General features: G+C 71.7%; 19 protein-coding genes. 7 read left to right on the forward strand and 12 right to left on the reverse strand.

Annotated features, from left to right (window positions below; genetic code table 11):
- Positions 1–240: 240 nt before the first annotated feature.
- The 5 genes from cbiE to KUM03_RS35695 all read right to left on the reverse strand — a co-directional run bounded on the left by cbiE (position 241) and on the right by KUM03_RS35695 (position 5029).
- Positions 241–1461, reverse strand: coding sequence for a precorrin-6y C5,15-methyltransferase (decarboxylating) subunit CbiE (gene cbiE / locus KUM03_RS35675; protein WP_217254702.1), 1221 nt, complete (start codon positions 1459–1461; stop codon positions 241–243).
- Positions 1462–1577: 116 nt separating this feature from the next.
- Complete coding sequence (locus KUM03_RS35680) at positions 1578–2216, reverse strand: GNAT family N-acetyltransferase (protein ID WP_217254703.1); 639 nt, start codon at positions 2214–2216, stop codon at positions 1578–1580.
- Positions 2217–2341: 125 nt separating this feature from the next.
- Complete coding sequence (locus tag KUM03_RS35685) at positions 2342–3169, reverse strand: MetQ/NlpA family ABC transporter substrate-binding protein (RefSeq protein ID WP_217254704.1); 828 nt, start codon at positions 3167–3169, stop codon at positions 2342–2344.
- 73 nt (positions 3170–3242) lie between these two features.
- Entirely contained in the window at positions 3243–3980 is a 738-nt protein-coding gene (locus tag KUM03_RS35690) for a methionine ABC transporter permease (RefSeq protein ID WP_217254705.1), read from the reverse strand.
- A complete protein-coding gene (locus KUM03_RS35695) occupies positions 3977–5029 on the reverse strand; it encodes a methionine ABC transporter ATP-binding protein (protein ID WP_217254706.1) in 1053 nt (350 codons plus the stop codon). The genes KUM03_RS35690 and KUM03_RS35695 overlap by 4 nt, the downstream gene beginning before the upstream one ends.
- Before the next feature lie 602 nt (positions 5030–5631).
- Between KUM03_RS35695 and KUM03_RS35700 the strand changes: the two genes are divergently transcribed.
- A complete protein-coding gene (locus KUM03_RS35700; protein WP_073730866.1) occupies positions 5632–5991 on the forward strand; it encodes a hypothetical protein in 360 nt (119 codons plus the stop codon).
- Position 5992: 1 nt separating this feature from the next.
- Entirely contained in the window at positions 5993–6409 is a 417-nt protein-coding gene (locus KUM03_RS35705; RefSeq protein WP_217254707.1) for a hypothetical protein, read from the forward strand.
- An 8-nt stretch (positions 6410–6417) separates the two neighbouring features.
- Here KUM03_RS35705 and KUM03_RS35710 read toward each other — a convergent pair whose 3' ends face one another.
- Genes KUM03_RS35710 through KUM03_RS35720 form a run of 3 tightly spaced genes read right to left on the reverse strand, consistent with a single transcriptional unit; the run spans position 6418 to position 8745 of the window.
- The gene (locus tag KUM03_RS35710) at positions 6418–6915 is read right to left on the reverse strand and encodes a GNAT family N-acetyltransferase (protein ID WP_217254708.1); all 498 of its coding nucleotides are present in this window, start codon (positions 6913–6915) and stop codon (positions 6418–6420) included.
- 57 nt (positions 6916–6972) lie between these two features.
- Complete coding sequence (locus KUM03_RS35715) at positions 6973–7467, reverse strand: sigma-70 family RNA polymerase sigma factor (RefSeq protein WP_217254709.1); 495 nt, start codon at positions 7465–7467, stop codon at positions 6973–6975.
- A gap of 51 nt (positions 7468–7518) precedes the next feature.
- Positions 7519–8745, reverse strand: a complete 1227-nt coding sequence (locus tag KUM03_RS35720; protein ID WP_217254710.1) for a glycerophosphodiester phosphodiesterase — start codon at positions 8743–8745, stop codon at positions 7519–7521.
- 404 nt (positions 8746–9149) lie between these two features.
- On the opposite strand from KUM03_RS35720, the gene KUM03_RS35725 reads away from it, so the two are divergent.
- Positions 9150–9821 carry a 1-acyl-sn-glycerol-3-phosphate acyltransferase gene (locus tag KUM03_RS35725; protein WP_217254711.1) on the forward strand — a complete coding sequence of 224 codons (672 nt, stop codon included), beginning with the start codon at positions 9150–9152 and terminating at the stop codon, positions 9819–9821.
- Positions 9822–9906: 85 nt separating this feature from the next.
- On the opposite strand, the gene KUM03_RS35730 is transcribed toward KUM03_RS35725, so the two are convergent.
- The 4 genes from KUM03_RS35730 to argH all read right to left on the reverse strand — a co-directional run bounded on the left by KUM03_RS35730 (position 9907) and on the right by argH (position 14568).
- Entirely contained in the window at positions 9907–11439 is a 1533-nt protein-coding gene (locus KUM03_RS35730; protein WP_217254712.1) for an MFS transporter, read from the reverse strand.
- Between the two features lie 3 nt (positions 11440–11442).
- The gene (locus tag KUM03_RS35735; RefSeq protein WP_254400349.1) at positions 11443–11988 is read right to left on the reverse strand and encodes a TetR/AcrR family transcriptional regulator; all 546 of its coding nucleotides are present in this window, start codon (positions 11986–11988) and stop codon (positions 11443–11445) included.
- A gap of 90 nt (positions 11989–12078) precedes the next feature.
- Positions 12079–13050, reverse strand: coding sequence for an aldo/keto reductase (locus KUM03_RS35740; RefSeq protein ID WP_217254714.1), 972 nt, complete (start codon positions 13048–13050; stop codon positions 12079–12081).
- Positions 13051–13140: 90 nt separating this feature from the next.
- Positions 13141–14568, reverse strand: coding sequence for an argininosuccinate lyase (argH, locus tag KUM03_RS35745; RefSeq protein WP_217254715.1), 1428 nt, complete (start codon positions 14566–14568; stop codon positions 13141–13143).
- A 119-nt stretch (positions 14569–14687) separates the two neighbouring features.
- On the opposite strand from argH, the gene KUM03_RS35750 reads away from it, so the two are divergent.
- The 4 genes from KUM03_RS35750 to KUM03_RS35765 form a co-directional block, all read left to right on the forward strand.
- Positions 14688–15275, forward strand: coding sequence for a pyridoxamine 5'-phosphate oxidase family protein (locus KUM03_RS35750; protein WP_217254716.1), 588 nt, complete (start codon positions 14688–14690; stop codon positions 15273–15275).
- Between the two features lie 3 nt (positions 15276–15278).
- A complete protein-coding gene (locus KUM03_RS35755; RefSeq protein WP_217254717.1) occupies positions 15279–15983 on the forward strand; it encodes a L,D-transpeptidase in 705 nt (234 codons plus the stop codon).
- Positions 15984–16070: 87 nt separating this feature from the next.
- Positions 16071–17453 (forward strand): ferric reductase-like transmembrane domain-containing protein, encoded by a 1383-nt coding sequence (locus KUM03_RS35760; protein WP_217254718.1) that lies wholly within the window; start codon positions 16071–16073, stop codon positions 17451–17453.
- 27 nt (positions 17454–17480) lie between these two features.
- A partial coding sequence (locus KUM03_RS35765) for an FMN-binding protein (protein WP_254400395.1) occupies positions 17481–18172 on the forward strand: 692 nt, incomplete at its 3' end.

Genomic DNA, 18172 nt, shown 5'->3' on the forward strand with positions numbered 1-18172 from the left:
ACCCGTCGAAAATGACGACAAAGCCATTGAGTGGCATTGTCGCGGTCGTTCCCCCGTCACGACAGCTTGATCCGCGACGGCCCGCTGTGGACTGCGCCACGTTGCGCGTCCTCCGGTTCTTGCCGTACCACACCCAGCCCGTAAGAGGGCGGTTTTTGCGGACATTGACCGGCGAAGTGCCAGGTGTCCGAGCGCGGTACAACAATCCGCCAGCCTACCCCGCGCGGTATGACTAACCGATCACGGGGCGCGGTCGGGCAGTACCCCGCTGAGCAGGAACGCAACGCTCCGCTCCGTCTCCGTCCAGGCCCGGGTGTCGAGTCCCACGGACTGCAGCAGTGCGCACTCGACCCGGTAGCCGTGCTCCGTCAGGTCCCTGCCCACGAGTTCGGCCGCGTCGCGGGTCGCGGCGTGCGCGACGATGCGCTGCGGACGGCGGTCGGCGACCGCCGAGACCACGGCCGCTCCCCCGCCGCCGACGCGCACGACGTCGGGTTCGGGAAGGTCTTCGAGGACGTGCGGGGCGGTGCCGTGCACGATCTGGAGCTGGACGCCGAAGTGACGGGCCGTGGCCTCGGTGCGGGCGCAGGCGTCCGGGTCCCGGTCGACGGCGATGACGGCGGCGCCGCCGCGGGCGGCCTCGGTGGCGAAGGCGCCGCCGCCGCAGCCGATGTCCCACACGAGGTCGCCGAGGCGGGGTCCGAGCCGGGCGAGTTGGGCCGTGCGCAGCAGCTCGGTCTCGCCCTCGCCGAGGTCACCGCCGTACGCCTCGGCGGGCAGCGACCAGCCGCGCGGTCCGGCGGCGGGGCCGCGGCCGGCGATCCAGCCGGCGCCGTCGGCCGCCGTCCCCGGGCCGGTGCTCCCGCCGGCGACGATGACGACGTTCGGGTCGCGCCAGGTGTGGTCGGCGGCCTTCTCGGAGGTGACGACGGTGACCTGTTCGCGCGCGGTGCCGAGTTCCTCGCAGATGACGAAGGTGCGGTGGATGCCCTCCATGAGCAGGCCGAGTTCGGCGGGACCGGCGCCCGGGGAGGTGAGGACGGCGACCTTGGTGTGGGCCCGGCATACGTTCACCGCGCGTCGCAGAGTGCGAGGGTGGGCGACGACCACATGAGCGTCGTCCCAGGGCATGCCGGCGCGGGCGAAGGCGGTGGCGACGGAGGAGACGGCCGGGACGACTTCGACCTCCAGGCCGAACTCGGGGGCCCGCAGGGTCCGTACGACGCCGAAGAAGCCGGGGTCGCCGTCGGCGAGGACGACCGCGGTGCCCCGGTGGGCGGCGATGCGGCGGGCGGCGAGGGCGACGCTGCCGAGGCGGACGCGTTCGGCGGCGGGGGGCACCTCGGGAAGTGCCAGGTGGTGGGCGGCGCCGGCCACGAGGGTGGCCGCGCCCAGTGCGGAGCGTGCCGCGGCGGTCAGTGGCGAACCGTCCCAGCCGATCACCGTGACCCGGTCGGCCATCGTCGTCAGTCTCCAGGGGTCTTGCGGGTCGTGTCGCGGAACCGTTCGCGGGTGCGCCCCGTGAGGGTACCCCGGCGCGGCCCCTGGGCGGGGTGTCGGCGCCGCCGGCCCATGGATCAGTTCCAGTCGGTGAAGGTGCTGAAACCGCTGTCGTCGGTCAGCGGCCCGGCCGCCCCCTCGAGGTCCTCGGGCAGCAGGCTCCACACGATGAAGTCGGTGCGTACGTCCGTCCACACCTCGTCGTCGGTGCGGACGCGGGCTATGCAGGCGTTGCGCAGGACGCCCTCGCTGATGCAGCCGATCTTCTGGGCGACCTGCTGGGAGGCGGTGTTGCCGGCGGCCGTGCGCAGCTCCACGCGCTCGAACTTCTGGTCGCCGAAGAGCCACTGGGCGGTGGCGAGCGCCGCCTCGGACGCGTAGCCCTCGCCGCGCGCCCAGGGGGCGACGATGTACGACAGTTCGGTGGACCGCACGTGCCAGTTGGTCTTGGTGAGCTGGATGACGCCGACCAGCCGCTGGGTGAGGAACTCGGTGACGGCCAGGTCGAGTCCCCGGCCCGCCGTGCGCTCGGCGGGGGCGTACTCGCCGATCCAGGTGCGGGCGGCCTGCTCGGTGAAGGGCTGCGGGACGTGGGTCCAGGCGGCGACCTGCTCGTCGTTCATCATGGCGGTGAGGGCGGGGACGTCGTCCTCGTCGAGGGGGCGCAGCACCAACCGCTCCGTGCTGATGGAGATGTTGGGGAAGGTGCTCGTCATGCGCCGCTCCGTAACCTGTGTAACCGTCAGGGCCTGCTCGAACTGCCCAGCATGCAGCATGTAAGCACTCAACCACACCACGGGGGCCGCTCCGGCGGAGCGGCCCCCGTGGTGTGCGGAGGGGATCAGAACGAGGGCAGCACGGCGCCGTCGTACTTGTCCTCGATGAACTTCTTCACCTCGGGCGAGGTGAGGAGCTTCGCGAGCTTCTTCACCCGCGGGTCGTCCTCGTTGCCCTCCTTGACGGCGAGGAGGTTGTTGTTCGGGTTGTCCTTGGCGGACTCCAGGACGAGGGCGTCCTTCGCCGGCTTGAGGTCGGCCTCGATGGCGTAGTTGCCGTTGACCACCGCGGCGTCGACGTCGTTCAGGGAGCGCGGCGTGGTGGCCGCCTCCAGCTCCTTGAACTTGAGGTTCTTCGGGTTCTCGGTGATGTCCGCCGGGGTCGCCGTGGTGCCGACGCCGTCCTTGAGGGTGATGAGCCCGTTCGCGGCCAGCAGCTGCAGGGCGCGGCCCTCGTTGACGGTGTCGTTGGGGACGGCGACGGTCGCACCGCTCTTCAGGTCCGCGGCCTTGTCGACCTTGTTGGAGTACAGGCCGAGGGGCTCCAGGTGCACGTCGACGACGGACACGATGTGGGTGCCGCGCTTCTTGTTGAAGTCGTCGAGGTACGGGGTGGTCTGGAAGAAGTTGGCGTCCACCGAGCCGTCCTCCGTGGAGGTGTTCGGCGTGACGTAGTCGGTGACCTCCTTGACCTCCAGTTCGAGGCCGGCCTTCTGCGCCAGGTTGTCCTTGACGTAGTTGAGGATCTCGGCGTGCGGGACGGGGCTGGCGGCGACGACCAGCGGTCCGGAGGTGTCGGAGGCGGCGTCCTTGTCCGAGCCGCAGGCGGTCAGCCCGAGGGTGAGGGCTCCGGTGGCGAGGACGGCGGTGGTGATCTTGGCGGTGTTACGCACGAAAAGTGCCTTTCCTTCAGGTGGTGCGACCCCGCCCTGTGTTCGGCGGGGAGTCTTGGGAGGCCGAGGCGCGCTACGCGACCTTGCCGACGTCGGCCGTGGCGGGCTCCTTGGCCTTGAGCAGCCGCAGCCGGGGTGTGGCGCCGGAGCGTCCGCCGCGGCGGTGCAGGGCGCGGGCGGCGGCGTCGCCGGCGAACTGGATGAGCGAGATGGCGACGGCGAGGATCGCGACGGTGACCCACATCAGGCCGGACTCGAAGCGGTTGTAGCCGTAGCGGACGGCGAGGTCGCCGAGGCCGCCGCCGCCGACGGTGCCGGCCATGGCGGAGTATCCGATGAGGGCGATGACCGTGGTCGTGGTGCTGGCGATCAGCGACGGCAGCGCCTCGGGCACCAGGACCTTGCGGACCACGGTCCAGGTGTTGCCGCCCATGGCCTGGACGGCCTCGACCAGGCCGCCGTCGACCTCGCGGACGGCCGTCTCGACCAGGCGCGCGAAGAACGGGATGCCGCCGATGGCGAGCGGCACGATCGCGGCCTCGCTGCCGATGGTGGTGCCGGTGACCCAGCGGGTGAAGTTCATCAGGGCGACCATGAGGATGATGAACGGCAGCGAGCGGCCGATGTTCACGATCTGGCCGATGACCTTGTTCACCACGGTGTTCTGGAGCAGCCCGCCCTTGTCGGTGAGGACGAGCAGGATGCCGAGCGGGAGTCCGCCGACGATCGCGATCAGGGTGGACCAGCCGACCATGATCAGGGTCTCCTGACAGGCCTGCTCCAGCAGGGGCTGCATCTCGGACCAGGTCACTTGGCACCTTCCTTCACCAGCAGCGGCTGGTCCTCGTTCGCCGTGTCGCCGTCCACCACGTCGATCTGGAGGCCCTGCTCGCGCAGGAAGCCGACGGGCACGACGTTGTCCTCGTAGCGGCCGGGCAGTTCGATGCGCATGCGGCCGACCTGGAGCCCGCCGACGGTGTCGATGGCGGCACCCAGGATCGATATGTCGATGTTGTAGGTGCGGGACAGCTGGGAGATGACCGGCTGGGTGGCGGCCTCGCCGTGGAAGGTGACGTCGACGACGGTGCGGTCGTCCCCGGACGCGTCGCCGCCGACCGGGAAGAGGGCGGCGGCCAGTTCGGAGCCGGGCGTCGCGAGCAGGTCGCTCACGGTGCCGGACTCGACGATGCGCCCCTTCTCCATGAGGGCGGCCGAGTCGCAGATGCTCTTGACGACGTCCATCTCATGGGTGATGAGCAGGACGGTCAGTCCGAGCTGCCGGTTGAGGTCGCGCAGCAGCTGGAGGATGGAGCGGGTGGTCTCCGGGTCGAGGGCGCTGGTGGCCTCGTCGGAGAGCAGCACCTTGGGGTCGCCGGCCAGGGCGCGGGCGATGCCGACGCGCTGCTTCTGGCCGCCGGAGAGCTGGGCGGGGTACGCCTTGGCCTTGTCGGCGAGGCCGACCAGGTCGAGGAGTTCGAGCGCCTTGCGGGAACGTTCCTTCCCGGTCTTGCCGAGGATCTCCAGCGGCAGTTCGACGTTGTCCTGCACGGTCCGGGAGGAGAGCAGGTTGAAGTGCTGGAAGACCATGCCGATACGGCTGCGCGCCTGACGCAGTTCCCGGCCGGCGCGGGGGCCGCGGCCCGCCAGCGCGGTGAGGTCCTGGCCGGCGACGGTGACCGTGCCGGCGGTGGGGCGCTCCAGGAGGTTGACGCAGCGGATGAGCGAGGACTTGCCGGCGCCGGACTGGCCGATGACGCCGTACACCTCGCCCTCGCGGACGTGCAGGTCGACGCCGTCCAGGGCGGTGACCTCGCGGCCGCGGGAGCGGTAGACCTTGGTCAGGCCCGATGTGGTGATCACGTGGGTTTCCGTCACTGTCGAGTGCGCGGCGCTCTGGTGTGCGCCGGGCACGGGGGCGTTGTTCTTCGGGGTTCTGGGGACCTTCGGAACGCGGCACGGTTCTCGCGGTGGCGATGCGCGGTGGCGGTGAACCGGGGAGAAACGTGTGCGCGGGGCGTGGCCCGGCCGCGGGCGCGGGGCGCGTGGGCGGACTCGGGCGGCGCTCGCTTCGGGGCGCGAGGCTCAGGTGGTGCAGGGGCCCTCTAGAAGGCGCACATTCGGCACATACAACGAGCACCGGGCGTCATCGTCGCCTCGGTCGCAGGGGTGCGGTCGCTCGTCGTGCTCATGCGATCAGTAAAGCAGACGTACGGTCCTGACCGGAGACGGCTGTCCGGATGCTGGACAGCCGTGGGCGGTGACCGGACACCGGCGCGCCGGCGGCCGGGGGCGGAGGTACCTGCTCGGGCTCCGGTGACCAGTGCCGACAAGGCCGCCGCTCCGCCGGCCATGGGCCGGGCCCGCGTCCGGCGGGCGTGCGGGCTGTGGTCAACGCCACCGTGGCCCGGTGTGGGGCGGGGCCGGGGGCGGCGAGGCTTTTGGGGCGTAATAGGGTCGCTGCCATGCTTGACGTCCTGACGCTGGTGACCGGGGTCGCCGCGCTGCTGCTCGCCGCCTGGTGCGGCTGGGCGGCCTACCGTGACCAGCCGACGAAGGACTGGCACTTCATCGGCATGGCCGTGGTCTCGGTGCTGGCACTGATCCAGCTGATCGCGGGGATCGTGCTGCTGGCGCGGGGCGAGAAGCCGGAGCAGGGCACCACGATCTTCGTGGCGTACCTGCTGGGCGCCTTCGCCTGTGTACCGGCGGCGGGCTTCATGTCGCTGGCCGAGCGCACCCGCTGGGGTTCGGTGACGGTCGCCGCCGGCGGCGTCGTCCTCGCCGTCCTGGAAGTACGGCTGTTCGACATCTGGGGAGGCTGAGATGGCGGCGACGGAGCAGCGGGCGGGCCGCAAGCGGCTGATCGGCGGCCCGGGCATCCTGCTGGTGTGGCTGTACGGGGTGATGGTCGTCGGCGCGGTGTCGCGGTCCGCGTACCAGATCGCGACCGAGTTCGACCGGGCACCGCTCGCCTACACGCTCTCGGCACTCGCGGGCGTCGTCTACGGCTTCATCACCTACACCCTGGTACGCGGCGGCGAGACGGCCCGCAAGGCGGCGCTGGTGTGCTGCGCCGCCGAGCTGGTGGGCGTCCTCGCGGTCGGCACCTGGACCCTGGTGGAACCGTCCGCCTTCCCCGACGCGACCGTGTGGTCGGACTTCGGCATGGGCTACCTCTTCATCCCGGTGCTGCTGCCGCTGTCGGCCCTGTACTGGCTGCGCCGGGCCCGTACCGAGTAGGTGTCCGCTCAGGCCGTGGTGGCGTAGTCCCCGGCCGCCTTCTCCAGGACGATCATGGGCACGCCGTCCGCGCCCTGTGCCGTCCCGACCGTCTCGTAGCCGACCCGCCGGTAGAGCCGCAGGTTGCTCTCGCTGCGGTGGCCGGTGTGCAGGCGGAAGCGCTTGGCGCCGCGTTCCTCGGCGAGCGCCGACTCCGCGGCGCGCAGCAGCCGGGCGCCGATGCCGTGCCCCTGGAGGCGGGGGTGGACGCAGAGCTTGCCGATGGACGCGGCCCCGTCCTCGGTCACCCGCCCGCGCACCGAACCGACGACCTCGTCGCCGAGCCGCGCGACGAAGACGCAGTCACCGGCGACCTCCTCGCGCACGGAGTCGAGGGTCTGGACGAGCGGGTCGATGCGGTAGTTGCCGTACAGCGCGGCCTCGCCCTGGAAGCAGAGGTACTGCAGCCGGAAGATCTGCTCGGCATCCTGCCCGGTCGCCGCCGAGATGGTCACGCTCATGCCCATGTGTGCATGCCTCCCGCTCACCTGATCCGCTGTGGTCCCCCACTCCTATCCCCGTCCTCAGCGCGCCGCAACCTCCGGCGTCAGCAATCGCCGCAGACATCCCAGACATCGGGAACGTTCCGGGCCGAGACTGCCCTGTGAGATACCCAACTCCCCCGCGATCTCCCGGTATGTGAGGTCTTTCGGCGACAGCAGTGCCTCGATCAGCCGGGGGCAGCGGCCGGGCAGCCGGCGCACGGCGTCGCGCAGGGCACGGCGGCGGGCGGCGGCGAGGACGAGCTGTTCCGGCTCGTGCTCGGCGGCGCCGGCGGGTTCGGTGTCGTACGGCCGCTCGTCGCGGCCGGCACGGCGGGTGCGGCGGGCCTCGGTGCGGACGGCGCTGCGCAGCCAGCCGTGGGGGTCACTGGGCGGTCCCTCGGCCTCCAGCCGCTCGAGGAGGCGCAGCCAGACGGCCTGTTCCAGGTCGCCGGGCTCGGCTCCGGACGCATATGCCTCGGCCGAGACCTCGGCGGTGAGCAGAGGGTGCAGGGCGGTGACCAGGTCGGGTGTCATATGCGGTTCGACGCGGCCGCCCGGGCGGTGGGTTGCCCGGGCGGCCGAAGGTCACTCCAACCGGGGTCGGACGCTCAGTTGTTGACGAGAGCCGTCGACGAGCCAGTCGTCGAGGAAGTCCTCGCGGGCCAGTACGCCGGTGTCGGGGTGGTCGGTGAAGACGCCGTCGATGCCGGTGGCGAAGTAGGTGCGGAACGCGCCGAACACGTCACCGTAGGCGTCGGGGTCGCCGCCGTTGCGGAAGTCGGCGGGCAGGAAGGGGTTCTCGTTGCGCATCGTGTACGGGTGCAGGATCAGGCCCGCGCGGTGCGCGTCGCGGACCAGGGTGGTCGGCTCGGTGAGCCGCCCGGCGGAGTCCTTGGGAATGATCAGGTCCAGCGTCGGGCCGATGCCCTGCGCGTAGGAGGCGATCTCCTTCAGGCCCTTCGGCGTGATCAGGTCGGCGGTCGTGCGCGGGTCGCCGTTCTCGACGAAGTCCCAGGGGCGGCTCTTGGCTCCGGAGAGCAGGACGGCGAGGGGGTTGCGGACGAGCCGGTTCATCCGCTGGATGCTGGTGGGCTCGAAGGACTGGATGATGACGGGCGAGTTCTTCCGGTCCTTGCCGTACTTGCGCAGCAGCCGCGCGAGCCGCTCCTCCGTACCCAGGCCCAGCCCCCGGAAGTAGGTGGGGTGCTTGAGTTCGGGGTAGATCCAGACCTGCTTGCCGCGCTTGCGGGTCTGCTCGTTCTGCCAGCGCAGCACCTCTTCGAAGGTGGGGATCTCCCAGCGGCCGTCGTAGAGGGTGTTGTGCGGGCGGTTGGCCGGGATGCGCTCGGTGGCGCGGAGGGTCTTCAGCTCGGCGAGCGTGAAGTCCTCGGTGAACCAACCGGTGACGGAGACGCCGTCGAGCGACTTGGTGCGCCTGCGGTCGGCGAACTCGGGGTGGTCGGCGACGTCCGTGGTGCCGCCGATCTCCGGCTCGTGCCGGCAGACCAGGTGACCGTCCTTGGTGGGGACCAGGTCGCCGGCCTCTACGATGTCGGCGCCCATGTCGAGGGCGAGTTCGTAGGCGCCGAAGGTGTGCTCGGGGCGGTAGCCGCTGGCGCCGCGGTGGCCGATGACCGTCGGGACGGGCAGGCTCCTGACGCCGCCGCCGCGCCCTCCGCCGTGCCGGGAGCCGTCGGCTCTCGCCGTGCCGGGCAGGCCGAGTACGGCTCCGCCCGCGCCGAGCACCGCCGCCCCGAGGAGCGCCCGCCGTCCGGTGCCGCCCGTCTGCTCGTCCGACTCCTGTGTTCCCATCAGGGCCTCCTGTCGTTGACCGTCGGTGCGGGCCGATCGTAAGGGCGCGTACATGACGAGTGGGAGACCGCGGCGGGAACACGCGGGTGCGTCGGGATGTCGTACGGGCGTGGAGTGGTCGGTGGGGCGGGACGGGTGACGTACCGTCGGCTTCGGAGCGGCCGGCCGGGGTACGCGGTCGGTGGCCGCGCGTTTCGCCGTGGCGGTGCCTCACCGGCCCCCTGGACGCGAGCTGTCTCACATCCCGGGCTGCCGTCACCTCCGCGAAACGCCCCTGCACCGCAGGTGAACGCATGTCAACAGTGCGTAAGGTCCGGGTGACCCGACGTGCGCGACCCCCCGCGCCGCGAGTAATGTCCTCACCTGCACAGACTCATACCGCATCCCCGACACCGGAGGACCCGTTGTCCCGCTTCGCGCTCATCAAGGCAGTGCTCGGTCCGATCATGCGCCTGATGTTCCGCCCACGGGTGGAGGGTGTGGAGAACATCCCGGGCGACGGCCCGGTGATCCTGGCCGGCAACCACCTCACCTTCATCGACTCGATGATCCTCCCGCTGGTCTGCGACCGGCAGGTCGTCTTCGTCGGCAAGGACGAGTACGTCACCGGCAAGGGCTTCAAGGGCCGACTGATGGCCTGGTTCTTCACCGGCGTCGGCATGATCCCGGTCGACCGCGACGGCGGCCGGGGCGGGGTCGCGGCGCTGATGACCGGCCGCCGGGTGCTGGAGGAGGGCAGGATCTTCGGCATCTACCCGGAGGGCACCCGCTCCCCCGACGGCCGCCTCTACCGGGGCCGCACCGGCATCGCGCGGCTGACCCTGATGACCGGGGCCCCCGTCGTCCCGTTCGCCATGATCGGCACCGACAAGCTTCAGCCGGGCGGCGCGGGCCTGCCCCGGCCGGGCAAGGTCACCGTCCGCTTCGGTGAGGCGATGGAGTTCTCCCGCTACGAGGGCATGGACCGCGACCGCTACGTCCTGCGGGCCGTGACCGACTCCGTGATGACCGAGGTCATGCAGCTGTCCGGCCAGGAGTACGTGGACATGTACGCGAGCAAGGCGAAGGCGGCGTAACGCCGCGGAACGTGCGTACGTGGAGGGCGGGCCGCTCGGTGAGCGGCCCGCCGTCCACGTGTTCGGCCCTGAGGCCGCCGTACGGCTACGGGTGTTCCACCCCGTCCTCCAGGCGCTGGCCCCGCAGCAGGAACCAGGCGGCTCCCGCGGCGGCCAGCAGCACCGCCGCGCCGACGCCCGCCGCGAGCGTCAGGCCGTCGACGAAGGCCTGACGGGCGGCGTCCAGCAGGGCCTCGGCCGACGGGGCCGGCAGGTGGGCGGCGACCTCCACCGCGCCGCCCAGTGACTCGTGGGCCGCGGCCGGGGTGCCGGCCGGGCCGGTGAAGTCGCGGTACACGCCGGTCACGATGGAGCCGAGCACGGCGATGCCGAGGGCGGCGCCGAGTTCGTAGGCCGTCTCGGAGACCGCGGAGGCGGCGCCCGCCTGCTCCTTGGGCACGCTGGAGAGGATCACGTCGGCGGTGACGGTGAAGGAGAGTCCGGCGCCGACGCCGACCACCAGCAGGACGGCACCGAGCAGCGGGTACCCGGTGTGCTGGCCGATGACGGTCAGCGCGGCCAGCGCCAGACCGACGGCGGCCAGTCCGCCGGAGACGGTCGCGCGGACCGAGAAGCGCCGGGCCGCGCGACCGGCGAGCAGACCCGCCACCACCGCACCGATCGCGGCGGGCAGCTCGGCCAGGCCCGCCTCGAACGGGCGCCTGCCCTGGACGAGTTGCAGGTACTGGGAGAGGAAGAACACCAGCCCGGACAGGCCGAGGATGGTCAGCAGGTCGGCCAGGACCGCGCCGCTGAAGCCCCGGCTGCGGAACAGCCGCATGTCGAGCAGCGGGGTCGGCATGGTCAGCTGACGGCGGACGAAGCCGTAGAGCGCGGCGGCGCCCAGCAGGCCCGCGGCGAGCGTGGCCCACGCGAACCCGTGCGCGGCGGCCTCCTTGACGGCGTACACGACACCGACCATGCCGACGAGGGAGAGGACGACGCTGAGCAGGTCCCACGGGCCGGGGTTCGGATTGCGCGACTCCGGCAGCAGCTTGATGCCGACGAGGACCAGGACGGCCATCACGGGCAGGTTGATCAGGAAGACCGAGCCCCACCAGAAGTGCTCCAGCAGGAAGCCTCCGACGACCGGGCCGACCGCCGCGCCGGCCGAGGCCGCGGCGCCCCAGATGCCGACGGCGAGACTGCGTTCGCGCGGGTCGTGGAAGAGGTTGCGGATCAGCGCGAGGGTGGCGGGCATCAGGGTGGCGCCCGCGACGCCGAGCAGGGCCCGGGCGACGATCATCAGCTCGGGGGTGTGCGCGTAGGCGTTGAGGACGGAGATCAAGCCGAACGCCGTGGCGCCGATGAGCAGGATCCGCTTGCGGCCGATCCGGTCGCCGAGGCTGCCCATGGAGACGAGCAGACCGGCGATGACGAAGGAGTAGACGTCGCCGATCCACAGCAGCTGGGTGCTGGAGGGGGCGAGGTCCTCACTGATGTAGGGGGTCGCGAGACCGAGCACGGTCGCGTCGACGGCCACCAGCAGTACGGCCAGCACGAGGACGGACAGCGCCAGCCAGCGGCCGGGGCGCTTCACCGCCTCGGTCGTCTGCGCCGACTGCGGGGTGCGGGTCATGGTTCACTCTCTCCGAAGTGCGCCGCCGAGCAGCAGCTCGGCGATCATGTGGTTGAAGTCGTTGCGGGCCACGCGGCCCTCGGCCACCGCCCACGCGGCGGCGCCCAGCAGGCCGTACAGAGCCTCGGTGAGCCAGGCCGGGGTGAGGTCGATGCGGAACTCACCGCTCTCCTGGCCCCGGCGGAACAGGTCGGTGAGCCGGGCGTCGATGCGGGCCCAGCCCTCGTTCTGCTCCTCGCCCTCGAACAGCTGGTTCTCCGTGTACAGAAAGGCGAGCAGCGCGGCGGAGGGCTCGATGCCGCGCACGAGCCGGCGCACCGCGTCGGCCGCCGGCCCGTCGTCCGGACGGGCCGCCTCCAGGGCCGCCTCGCACTCGGCGATGCCGAGGTCTTCCAGCGCCCGGACGAGGGCGTCGCGTCCGGCGAAGTGCCGGTGCAGCGTGGCCCGGCTGAGTCCGGCGGCCCGCGCGACCTCGTCCATGGTCGCGGTGGATTTCCGGGTCAGCAGGGCCGCGGCGCTGCGCAGTACCTGTTCACGATCGACGGCCATGAGACAACCATAACCCATATGAGACATCTATGTCTCACACTGGGCATGCGTGACTCACCTCTCACGGTCAGTCACGCGAACGGAGGGAGCTCAGTGCCAGGGCAGTTGCCCGCGCCGCTCCCAGTAGGCGCGCGGGTCCTCGACGAGCGCGTCCAGGCGGGCCACCTGGTCGTCGTCGAGGTCGACCACGGCGGCGTGCAGGTTGGACCCGAGCTGGTTGACCGTCGCGGCTCCGGAGAGGACGAGGCCGGCCCAGGGCTGGCGCAGGACCAGCGCGAGGGCGACCGCGTCGCAGCCGAGGGTCGTCTCCTCGGCCACGGCCTTCAGCGCGTAGGGCGCGTGCGGCTCCGCGAGGCGGCCGTTGGCCATGCCCTCCTTGACGATCACGGTGAGCCCCGCGTCGTGTGCCTCGTCGAGCGCGGGCCCGGCCGAGGTCTCCAGGATGTTGTACGTCGACTGCACGGTGCGGAAGAGGGGTTCGCCGTCGACGGTCACGGCGAGCGCGGCGCGGATGGCGTCGGCCTGGGCGGGGCCGCTGGTGGAGAAGCCGACGGTGACGCCCCGCGCGGCGGCCTCGGCCAGCTTCGCGTGCAGGTCCTTGTCGGTGAGGGCCGGGCTGTCGGGGGTGAGCGAGTGGATCTGGTAGAGGTCGAGCCGGTCGCCGAGCAGGGCGTCGGTCTCGGCGCGCTGGCGCTCGTACGTGGCGGCGCCGTGGTCCTTGACCTCGTGCCGGTCGGCGTCGGCGGACCAGTCGGCCGTGTAGGTGTAGCCCCACTTGCTGCCGACGACGACGTCGTCGATGTCCGGGCGGTCCTGGAGCCAGCCGGCCAGGAACTCCTCCGAGCGGCCGTAGGAGCGGGCGGCGTCGAAGTAGCGCACGCCCTGGGCGTAGGCGGCGTCGAGGAGGTCGTGGGTGCGCTCGCGCATCGCCTCGACGGTGCGGTCGGCCGGCAGGTCACGGTCACGGCCGAGGTTGATGTAGCCGGGGCGGCCGACGGCGGCGAGACCCAGTCCGATGTGGCAGGTGGGGGTGGTCGCCGCGGCCAGGCGGGCGAAGGGCATCGCGGGCTCCGTTCGGTCGACTGCTGAAGCTGTTGCAGCTGCTGAGCTGTTGACCAACGTAACCGCGATGCCCTCCGGGCACACCGGCTGCTACTTCTTGGCGTCCGCCCACGTGTGCTGGGCCGCCACGTCTTCCTTCACCTCGGCGAGCTGCACGGCGACCGCGCTGGGCGCCGTACCGCCGCGCCCGTTGCGGGAGGCGAGGGCACCCGGGACGTTGAGGACGTCCCGGACTTCCGGGGTGAGGTGTTCGGAGATCTTGGCGAACTGCTCGTCGGTCAGCTCGTCCAGCTCCTTGCCCTCCGCCTCGGCGACCTTCACGCACTCGCCGGCCACCTCGTGCGCGACACGGAACGGCACGCCCTGCCGCACCAGCCACTCGGCGATGTCGGTGGCGAGCGAGAATCCGGCCGGGGCCAGCTCCTCCATCCGCTCGCGGTGCACGGTGAGGGTGGCCATCATGCCGGTGAAGGCGGGGAGCAGGATCTCCAGCTGGTCGATGGAGTCGAAGACCGGCTCCTTGTCCTCCTGGAGGTCGCGGTTGTACGCGAGCGGGAGGGCCTTGAGGGTGGCCATCAGGCCGGTGAGGTTGCCGATGAGGCGGCCGGACTTGCCGCGGGCCAGCTCGGCGATGTCCGGGTTCTTCTTCTGCGGCATGATCGACGAGCCGGTGGAGAAGGCGTCGTGCAGCGTGACGAAGGAGAACTCCTTCGTGTTCCAGATGATGATCTCCTCGGCGATCCGGGAGACGTTGACGCCGATCATCGCGGTGATGAAGGCGAACTCGGCGACGAAGTCGCGGGAGGCCGTGCCGTCGATGGAGTTCCCCGCGCTGCCGTGCTCGAAGCCCAGGTCCCGGGCGACGGCCTCCGGGTCCAGGCCGAGACTGCTGCCCGCGAGCGCTCCCGAGCCGTACGGCGACACGGCCGTGCGCTCGTCCCACTGCCGCAGCCGCTCCGCGTCCCGGCCGAGCGCCTGGACGTGGGCGAGGACGTGGTGGGCGAAGAGCACCGGCTGGGCGTGCTGGAGGTGGGTGCGGCCGGGCATCGCCACGTCCGGGTGGGCCTCGGCGAGGCCGATCAGCGCGTCCTGGAGGTCGGCGATCAGCCCGCCGACGGTGCGGGCGTGGTCCCGCAGGTACATGCGGAAGAGGGTCGCCACCTGGTCGTTGCGGGACCGGCCGGCACGCAGCTTGCCGCCGAGGTCGGGGCCGAGCCGCTCCAGCAGCCCGCGCTCCAGGGCGGTGTGGACGTCCTCGTCGGCGATGGTCCCGGTGAAGGAGCCGTCGGCGACGTCGGACTCCAGCCGGTCGAGCCCGGCGATCATCCGGGTGAGCTCGTCCTCGGTGAGCAGCCCGGCCTTGTGCAGCACGCGCGCGTGGGCACGCGAGCCGGCGATGTCGTAGGGCGCGAGCCGCCAGTCGAAGTGGACGGACGCGGACAGCTTCGCCAGCGCCTCGGCGGGACCGTCGGCGAAACGGCCGCCCCAGAGCCGGACGTCACCGCTGTTGCTGCTCACTTGGGTCGCTCCTCACCGTACGGTCAGTGTTATGCATGAGTATGCAGAACTCTGCATGATTCGTCAATTTCGCAGGTCGGCACCACGCACCGCGCCTCGCACCCTCATAATCGTTAGACATGGGAAAGACTTACGAACGCATCGACGGCAGACTCCGCACCTTCATAGAGGCGCAGCCCGTCTTCTTCACCGCCACCGCTCCCCTGGCCGGCGACGGCACGGTCAACCTCTCCCCCAAGGGCCTCACGGGCAGCTTCGCCGTCCTCGACGAACTGACCGTGGCCTACCTCGACTTCGCCGGCTCCAACGCCGAGACCATCGCCCACCTGCGTGAGAACGGGCGGATCACCCTGATGTGGTGCGCCTTCCAGGGGCCGCCGAACATCGTCCGGGTGCACGGCCGCGGCGAGCCGGTCTTCCGCGACGACCCCCGCTTCCCTGAGCTGCTCGCCCACTTCCCTGACATCGACCCGAGCGAGCACGGGCTGCGCGCCGTCATCGTCGTGACCGCCGAACTGGTCCGGGACACCTGCGGCTACGGCGTCCCCTTCATGGCGTACGAGTCGGACCGCGATCTGCACGGCAAGCGTTTCGCCCGCGAGGACGACGCCTCGCTCAGCGCGTACTTCACCAAGAAGGAGCACATCGCGACGAGCATGGACGGCCTTCCCGGGCTGCCGTTGCCGCTGCCCCCGTCTAGCGTCTGAGCCATGCGCCCCGGTGTCGTCGCCGTCCTCGTCTCCGCCTCCCTCCTCACCCTCGGGGGCGGTCCGGCCCCCCGGCCGCTGCCGGCCAGGATGGCGGACACCGGCGGCGGCACCCAGCTGATCACCGCTGTCGCGCCCGGCACCGGTTCGACCGAGGGCCGGGTCACCTGGTGGGACCGCAGGGGAGGCGCGGGCGGCCGGTGGGTGGAGGCCGGTTCCGCACCCGCCCGCTTCGGTGCGGGCGGCCTCACCGACGGGGCGACGCGCGAGCAGGGCACGAACACCACCCCGACCGGCCTGTACGACCTCCCGTACGCCTTCGGCATCGAGCCCGCGCCGCGCGGGACGGAGTACCGGTACCGCCCGGTGCGCCAGGACTCCTGGTGGTGCCAGGACAACGCCTCCCGCGCCTACAACCGCTGGACCGAACCCCGCCCCGCCGACTGCCGCGCCACCGAGGCCGAGCATCTGATCACCTACCGAGAGCAGTACGCGCACGCCCTGGTCGTCGGCTTCAACTACCACCGCCCGGTGCGCGGCCGCGGCGCGGGCATCTTCCTGCACGTCGACGGGCGGGGGGCGACTGCGGGCTGCGTGTCGGTGCCGCGCGAGGCGATGCGGCGGATCCTGCGGTGGGCCGAGCCGGCTCAGCGGCCGCACATCGCGATCGGCACCCGGGGCGGGGCTACGGCGATCACCCGGTACTGAACGGCGGCAACGGGACCGGCGGACGCTGAACGCTCGGCCGGCACGGCGCGTATCTGTGGGCCAAGGGCCGAGTCCCACGGAGGAACCGTGACCACCACGCTCGCCGGCGGCCGTGCCGCCCGCCGTCAGACGATGCGGCGCATCCGTCCGCGCCGCTCCCCCGCCGTCCCCCTGCTGCTCGCCGTATGGGCGGGCGCGGCGGGCGTGTTGTGGCTGTGGTGGCGCAACACGCCCGCCATCTCCGACCGGACCGGCATGATCCTGGGCGCGGGCCGGATCACCGGGCTGCTCGCCGGGTACCTGATGGCGCTGGTGGTGCTCCAGATGGCGCGTGTGCCGGCGCTGGAGCGGCGGGTGGGCTCGGACCGGGTCGCCCGCTGGCACGCCATGACCGGCCGCTACACCCTCTGTCTGATCCTCGCCCACGTCTTCCTGATCATGTGGGGTTACGCCGCCCAGGCGGGCAACGGCCTGGGCGCCGTCGTGCAGCAGACGGTCGACTCGGTGAACCAGCTGCCGGACATGGGCAAGGCCGCCGTCGGCACCGGCCTGCTGGTGCTCATCGGCCTGCTGTCCGCCGGCCCGGTCCGCCGCCGCATCCCGTACGACGCCTGGTACCACGTGCACCTGCTCACCTACGCGGCGGTGTTCCTGACCTTCTGGCACCAGCTGACCACCGGCAACGACTTCGCCGTCGAGCCGGTCGCCAAGACCGTCTGGTACGCGCTGTACGGGGCGGTGACCGCGCTCGTCCTCTGGTACCGGATCCTGACTCCCCTGCGCCTCAACCTGCGGCACCGGATGCGGGTCGAGGCGGTGATCGAGGAGACGCCCGGCATCGTGTCGGTGCTGATCGGCGGGCGCCGGCTGCACCGGATGGGCGCGGAGGCCGGGCAGTTCTTCCGCTGGCGGTTCCTGGCGCCGGGGATGCGGTTCAGCTCGCACCCGTACTCGCTGTCGGCGGCGCCGCGCCCGGACATGCTGCGGATCACCGTGAAGGCGATCGGCGACCACAGCGCCCGGCTGCGCGAGCTGGAGCCCGGCACCCGGGTGTGGGCGGAGGGTCCGTACGGCGCCCTGACCGCCCAGCGCCGCAGCCGCGGCAAGGTACTGCTGGTGGCGGGCGGGGTCGGCATCACACCGATGCGGGCGCTCTTCGAGACACTGCCCGGCGCGTCCGGCGACATCACGCTGCTCTACCGGGCCAACAGCACCCAGGACCTGGCCCTGTGGGACGAGCTCGCCGGGATCGCCGAGGAGCGCGGGGCCCGGCTGATGTACGCGGTGAACAGCCCCGACGGGGAGCGCCCCGACATCTCCGCGGAGACCCTGAGCCGCAAGGTCCCGGGCGTCGAGCGTCACGACGTCTTCCTGTGCGGGCCGCCCGGCTTCGCCCAGTCGGTGTACGAGGCACTGCGCGGCGCGGGGGTCCCCGCCCGCCGTATCCATCACGAGTCGTTCGAGATGTGAGCGACGGACATCAGGAGTCCAGGACAGATGAGGAAAAGCCACCCCGTTCGGCGTGCCGTGCTCGCCGGTGCCGCCACCGTGTCCGGGATCGTGCTGCTGCTGTCGCTGAAACCGGCGTCCGACCCGGGCTCCGCCTCGGCGGCGGGCGGCGCGGCCCCGCCGGTGGCCGCGCAGTCGCCGCAGGGCGGGCGCGGTGCCGGTGCCGGCACGGTGACGGGTGAAGCGGCCAGTACCCAGTACGGGCCCGTGCAGGTCCGGCTCACTGTCAGCGGCGGAAAGATCACGGGAGCCGAGGCCGTACAGGCACCCAAGGGCGGACAGAGCGACCAAGTCACCGCCGACGCCGTACCCAAACTCAACCAGGCCGCCATCACCACCGGCAACGCCGACATCGACACCGTCTCCGGCGCCACCTACACCAGCGCCGGATACAAGCAGTCACTCCAGTCCGCACTGGACAAGGTGAAGGCCGGGGCGGCCGCAGGCGACCAGGACCCGGGCGGCGGCGCCCCGGACACGCGGACGCTCACCGGTGCCGTCGCCCAGACCCAGTACGGGCCCGTGCAGGTCCGGGTCACTGTCAGCGGCGGAAAGATCACGGGAGCCGAGGCCGTACAGGCGCCCAAGGGCGGACAGAGCGACCAAGTCACCGCCGACGCCGTACCCAAACTCAACCAGGCCGCCATCACCACCGGCAACGCCGACATCGACACCGTCTC

The sequence above is a fragment of the Streptomyces sp. AC602_WCS936 genome (genome assembly GCF_019049125.1).
GTDB lineage: Bacteria > Actinomycetota > Actinomycetes > Streptomycetales > Streptomycetaceae > Streptomyces.

Bases quoted from the DNA above. Each gene is read 5' to 3' on its own strand.
- KUM03_RS35715 (WP_217254709.1), bottom strand. From the start codon at position 7,467: ATGACACCCGACCTGGTCACCGCCCTGCACCCTCTGCTCACCGCCGAG.
- cbiE (WP_217254702.1), bottom strand. From the start codon at position 1,461: ATGGCCGACCGGGTCACGGTGATCGGCTGGGACGGTTCGCCACTGACC.
- KUM03_RS35720 (WP_217254710.1), bottom strand. From the start codon at position 8,745: ATGGGAACACAGGAGTCGGACGAGCAGACGGGCGGCACCGGACGGCGG.
- KUM03_RS35735 (WP_254400349.1), bottom strand. From the start codon at position 11,988: ATGGCCGTCGATCGTGAACAGGTACTGCGCAGCGCCGCGGCCCTGCTG.
- KUM03_RS35705 (WP_217254707.1), top strand. From the start codon at position 5,993: ATGGCGGCGACGGAGCAGCGGGCGGGCCGCAAGCGGCTGATCGGCGGC.
- KUM03_RS35710 (WP_217254708.1), bottom strand. From the start codon at position 6,915: ATGGGCATGAGCGTGACCATCTCGGCGGCGACCGGGCAGGATGCCGAG.
- KUM03_RS35680 (WP_217254703.1), bottom strand. From the start codon at position 2,216: ATGACGAGCACCTTCCCCAACATCTCCATCAGCACGGAGCGGTTGGTG.
- KUM03_RS35740 (WP_217254714.1), bottom strand. From the start codon at position 13,050: ATGCCCTTCGCCCGCCTGGCCGCGGCGACCACCCCCACCTGCCACATC.
- KUM03_RS35700 (WP_073730866.1), top strand. From the start codon at position 5,632: ATGCTTGACGTCCTGACGCTGGTGACCGGGGTCGCCGCGCTGCTGCTC.
- KUM03_RS35730 (WP_217254712.1), bottom strand. From the start codon at position 11,439: ATGACCCGCACCCCGCAGTCGGCGCAGACGACCGAGGCGGTGAAGCGC.
- KUM03_RS35755 (WP_217254717.1), top strand. From the start codon at position 15,279: ATGCGCCCCGGTGTCGTCGCCGTCCTCGTCTCCGCCTCCCTCCTCACC.
- KUM03_RS35750 (WP_217254716.1), top strand. From the start codon at position 14,688: ATGGGAAAGACTTACGAACGCATCGACGGCAGACTCCGCACCTTCATA.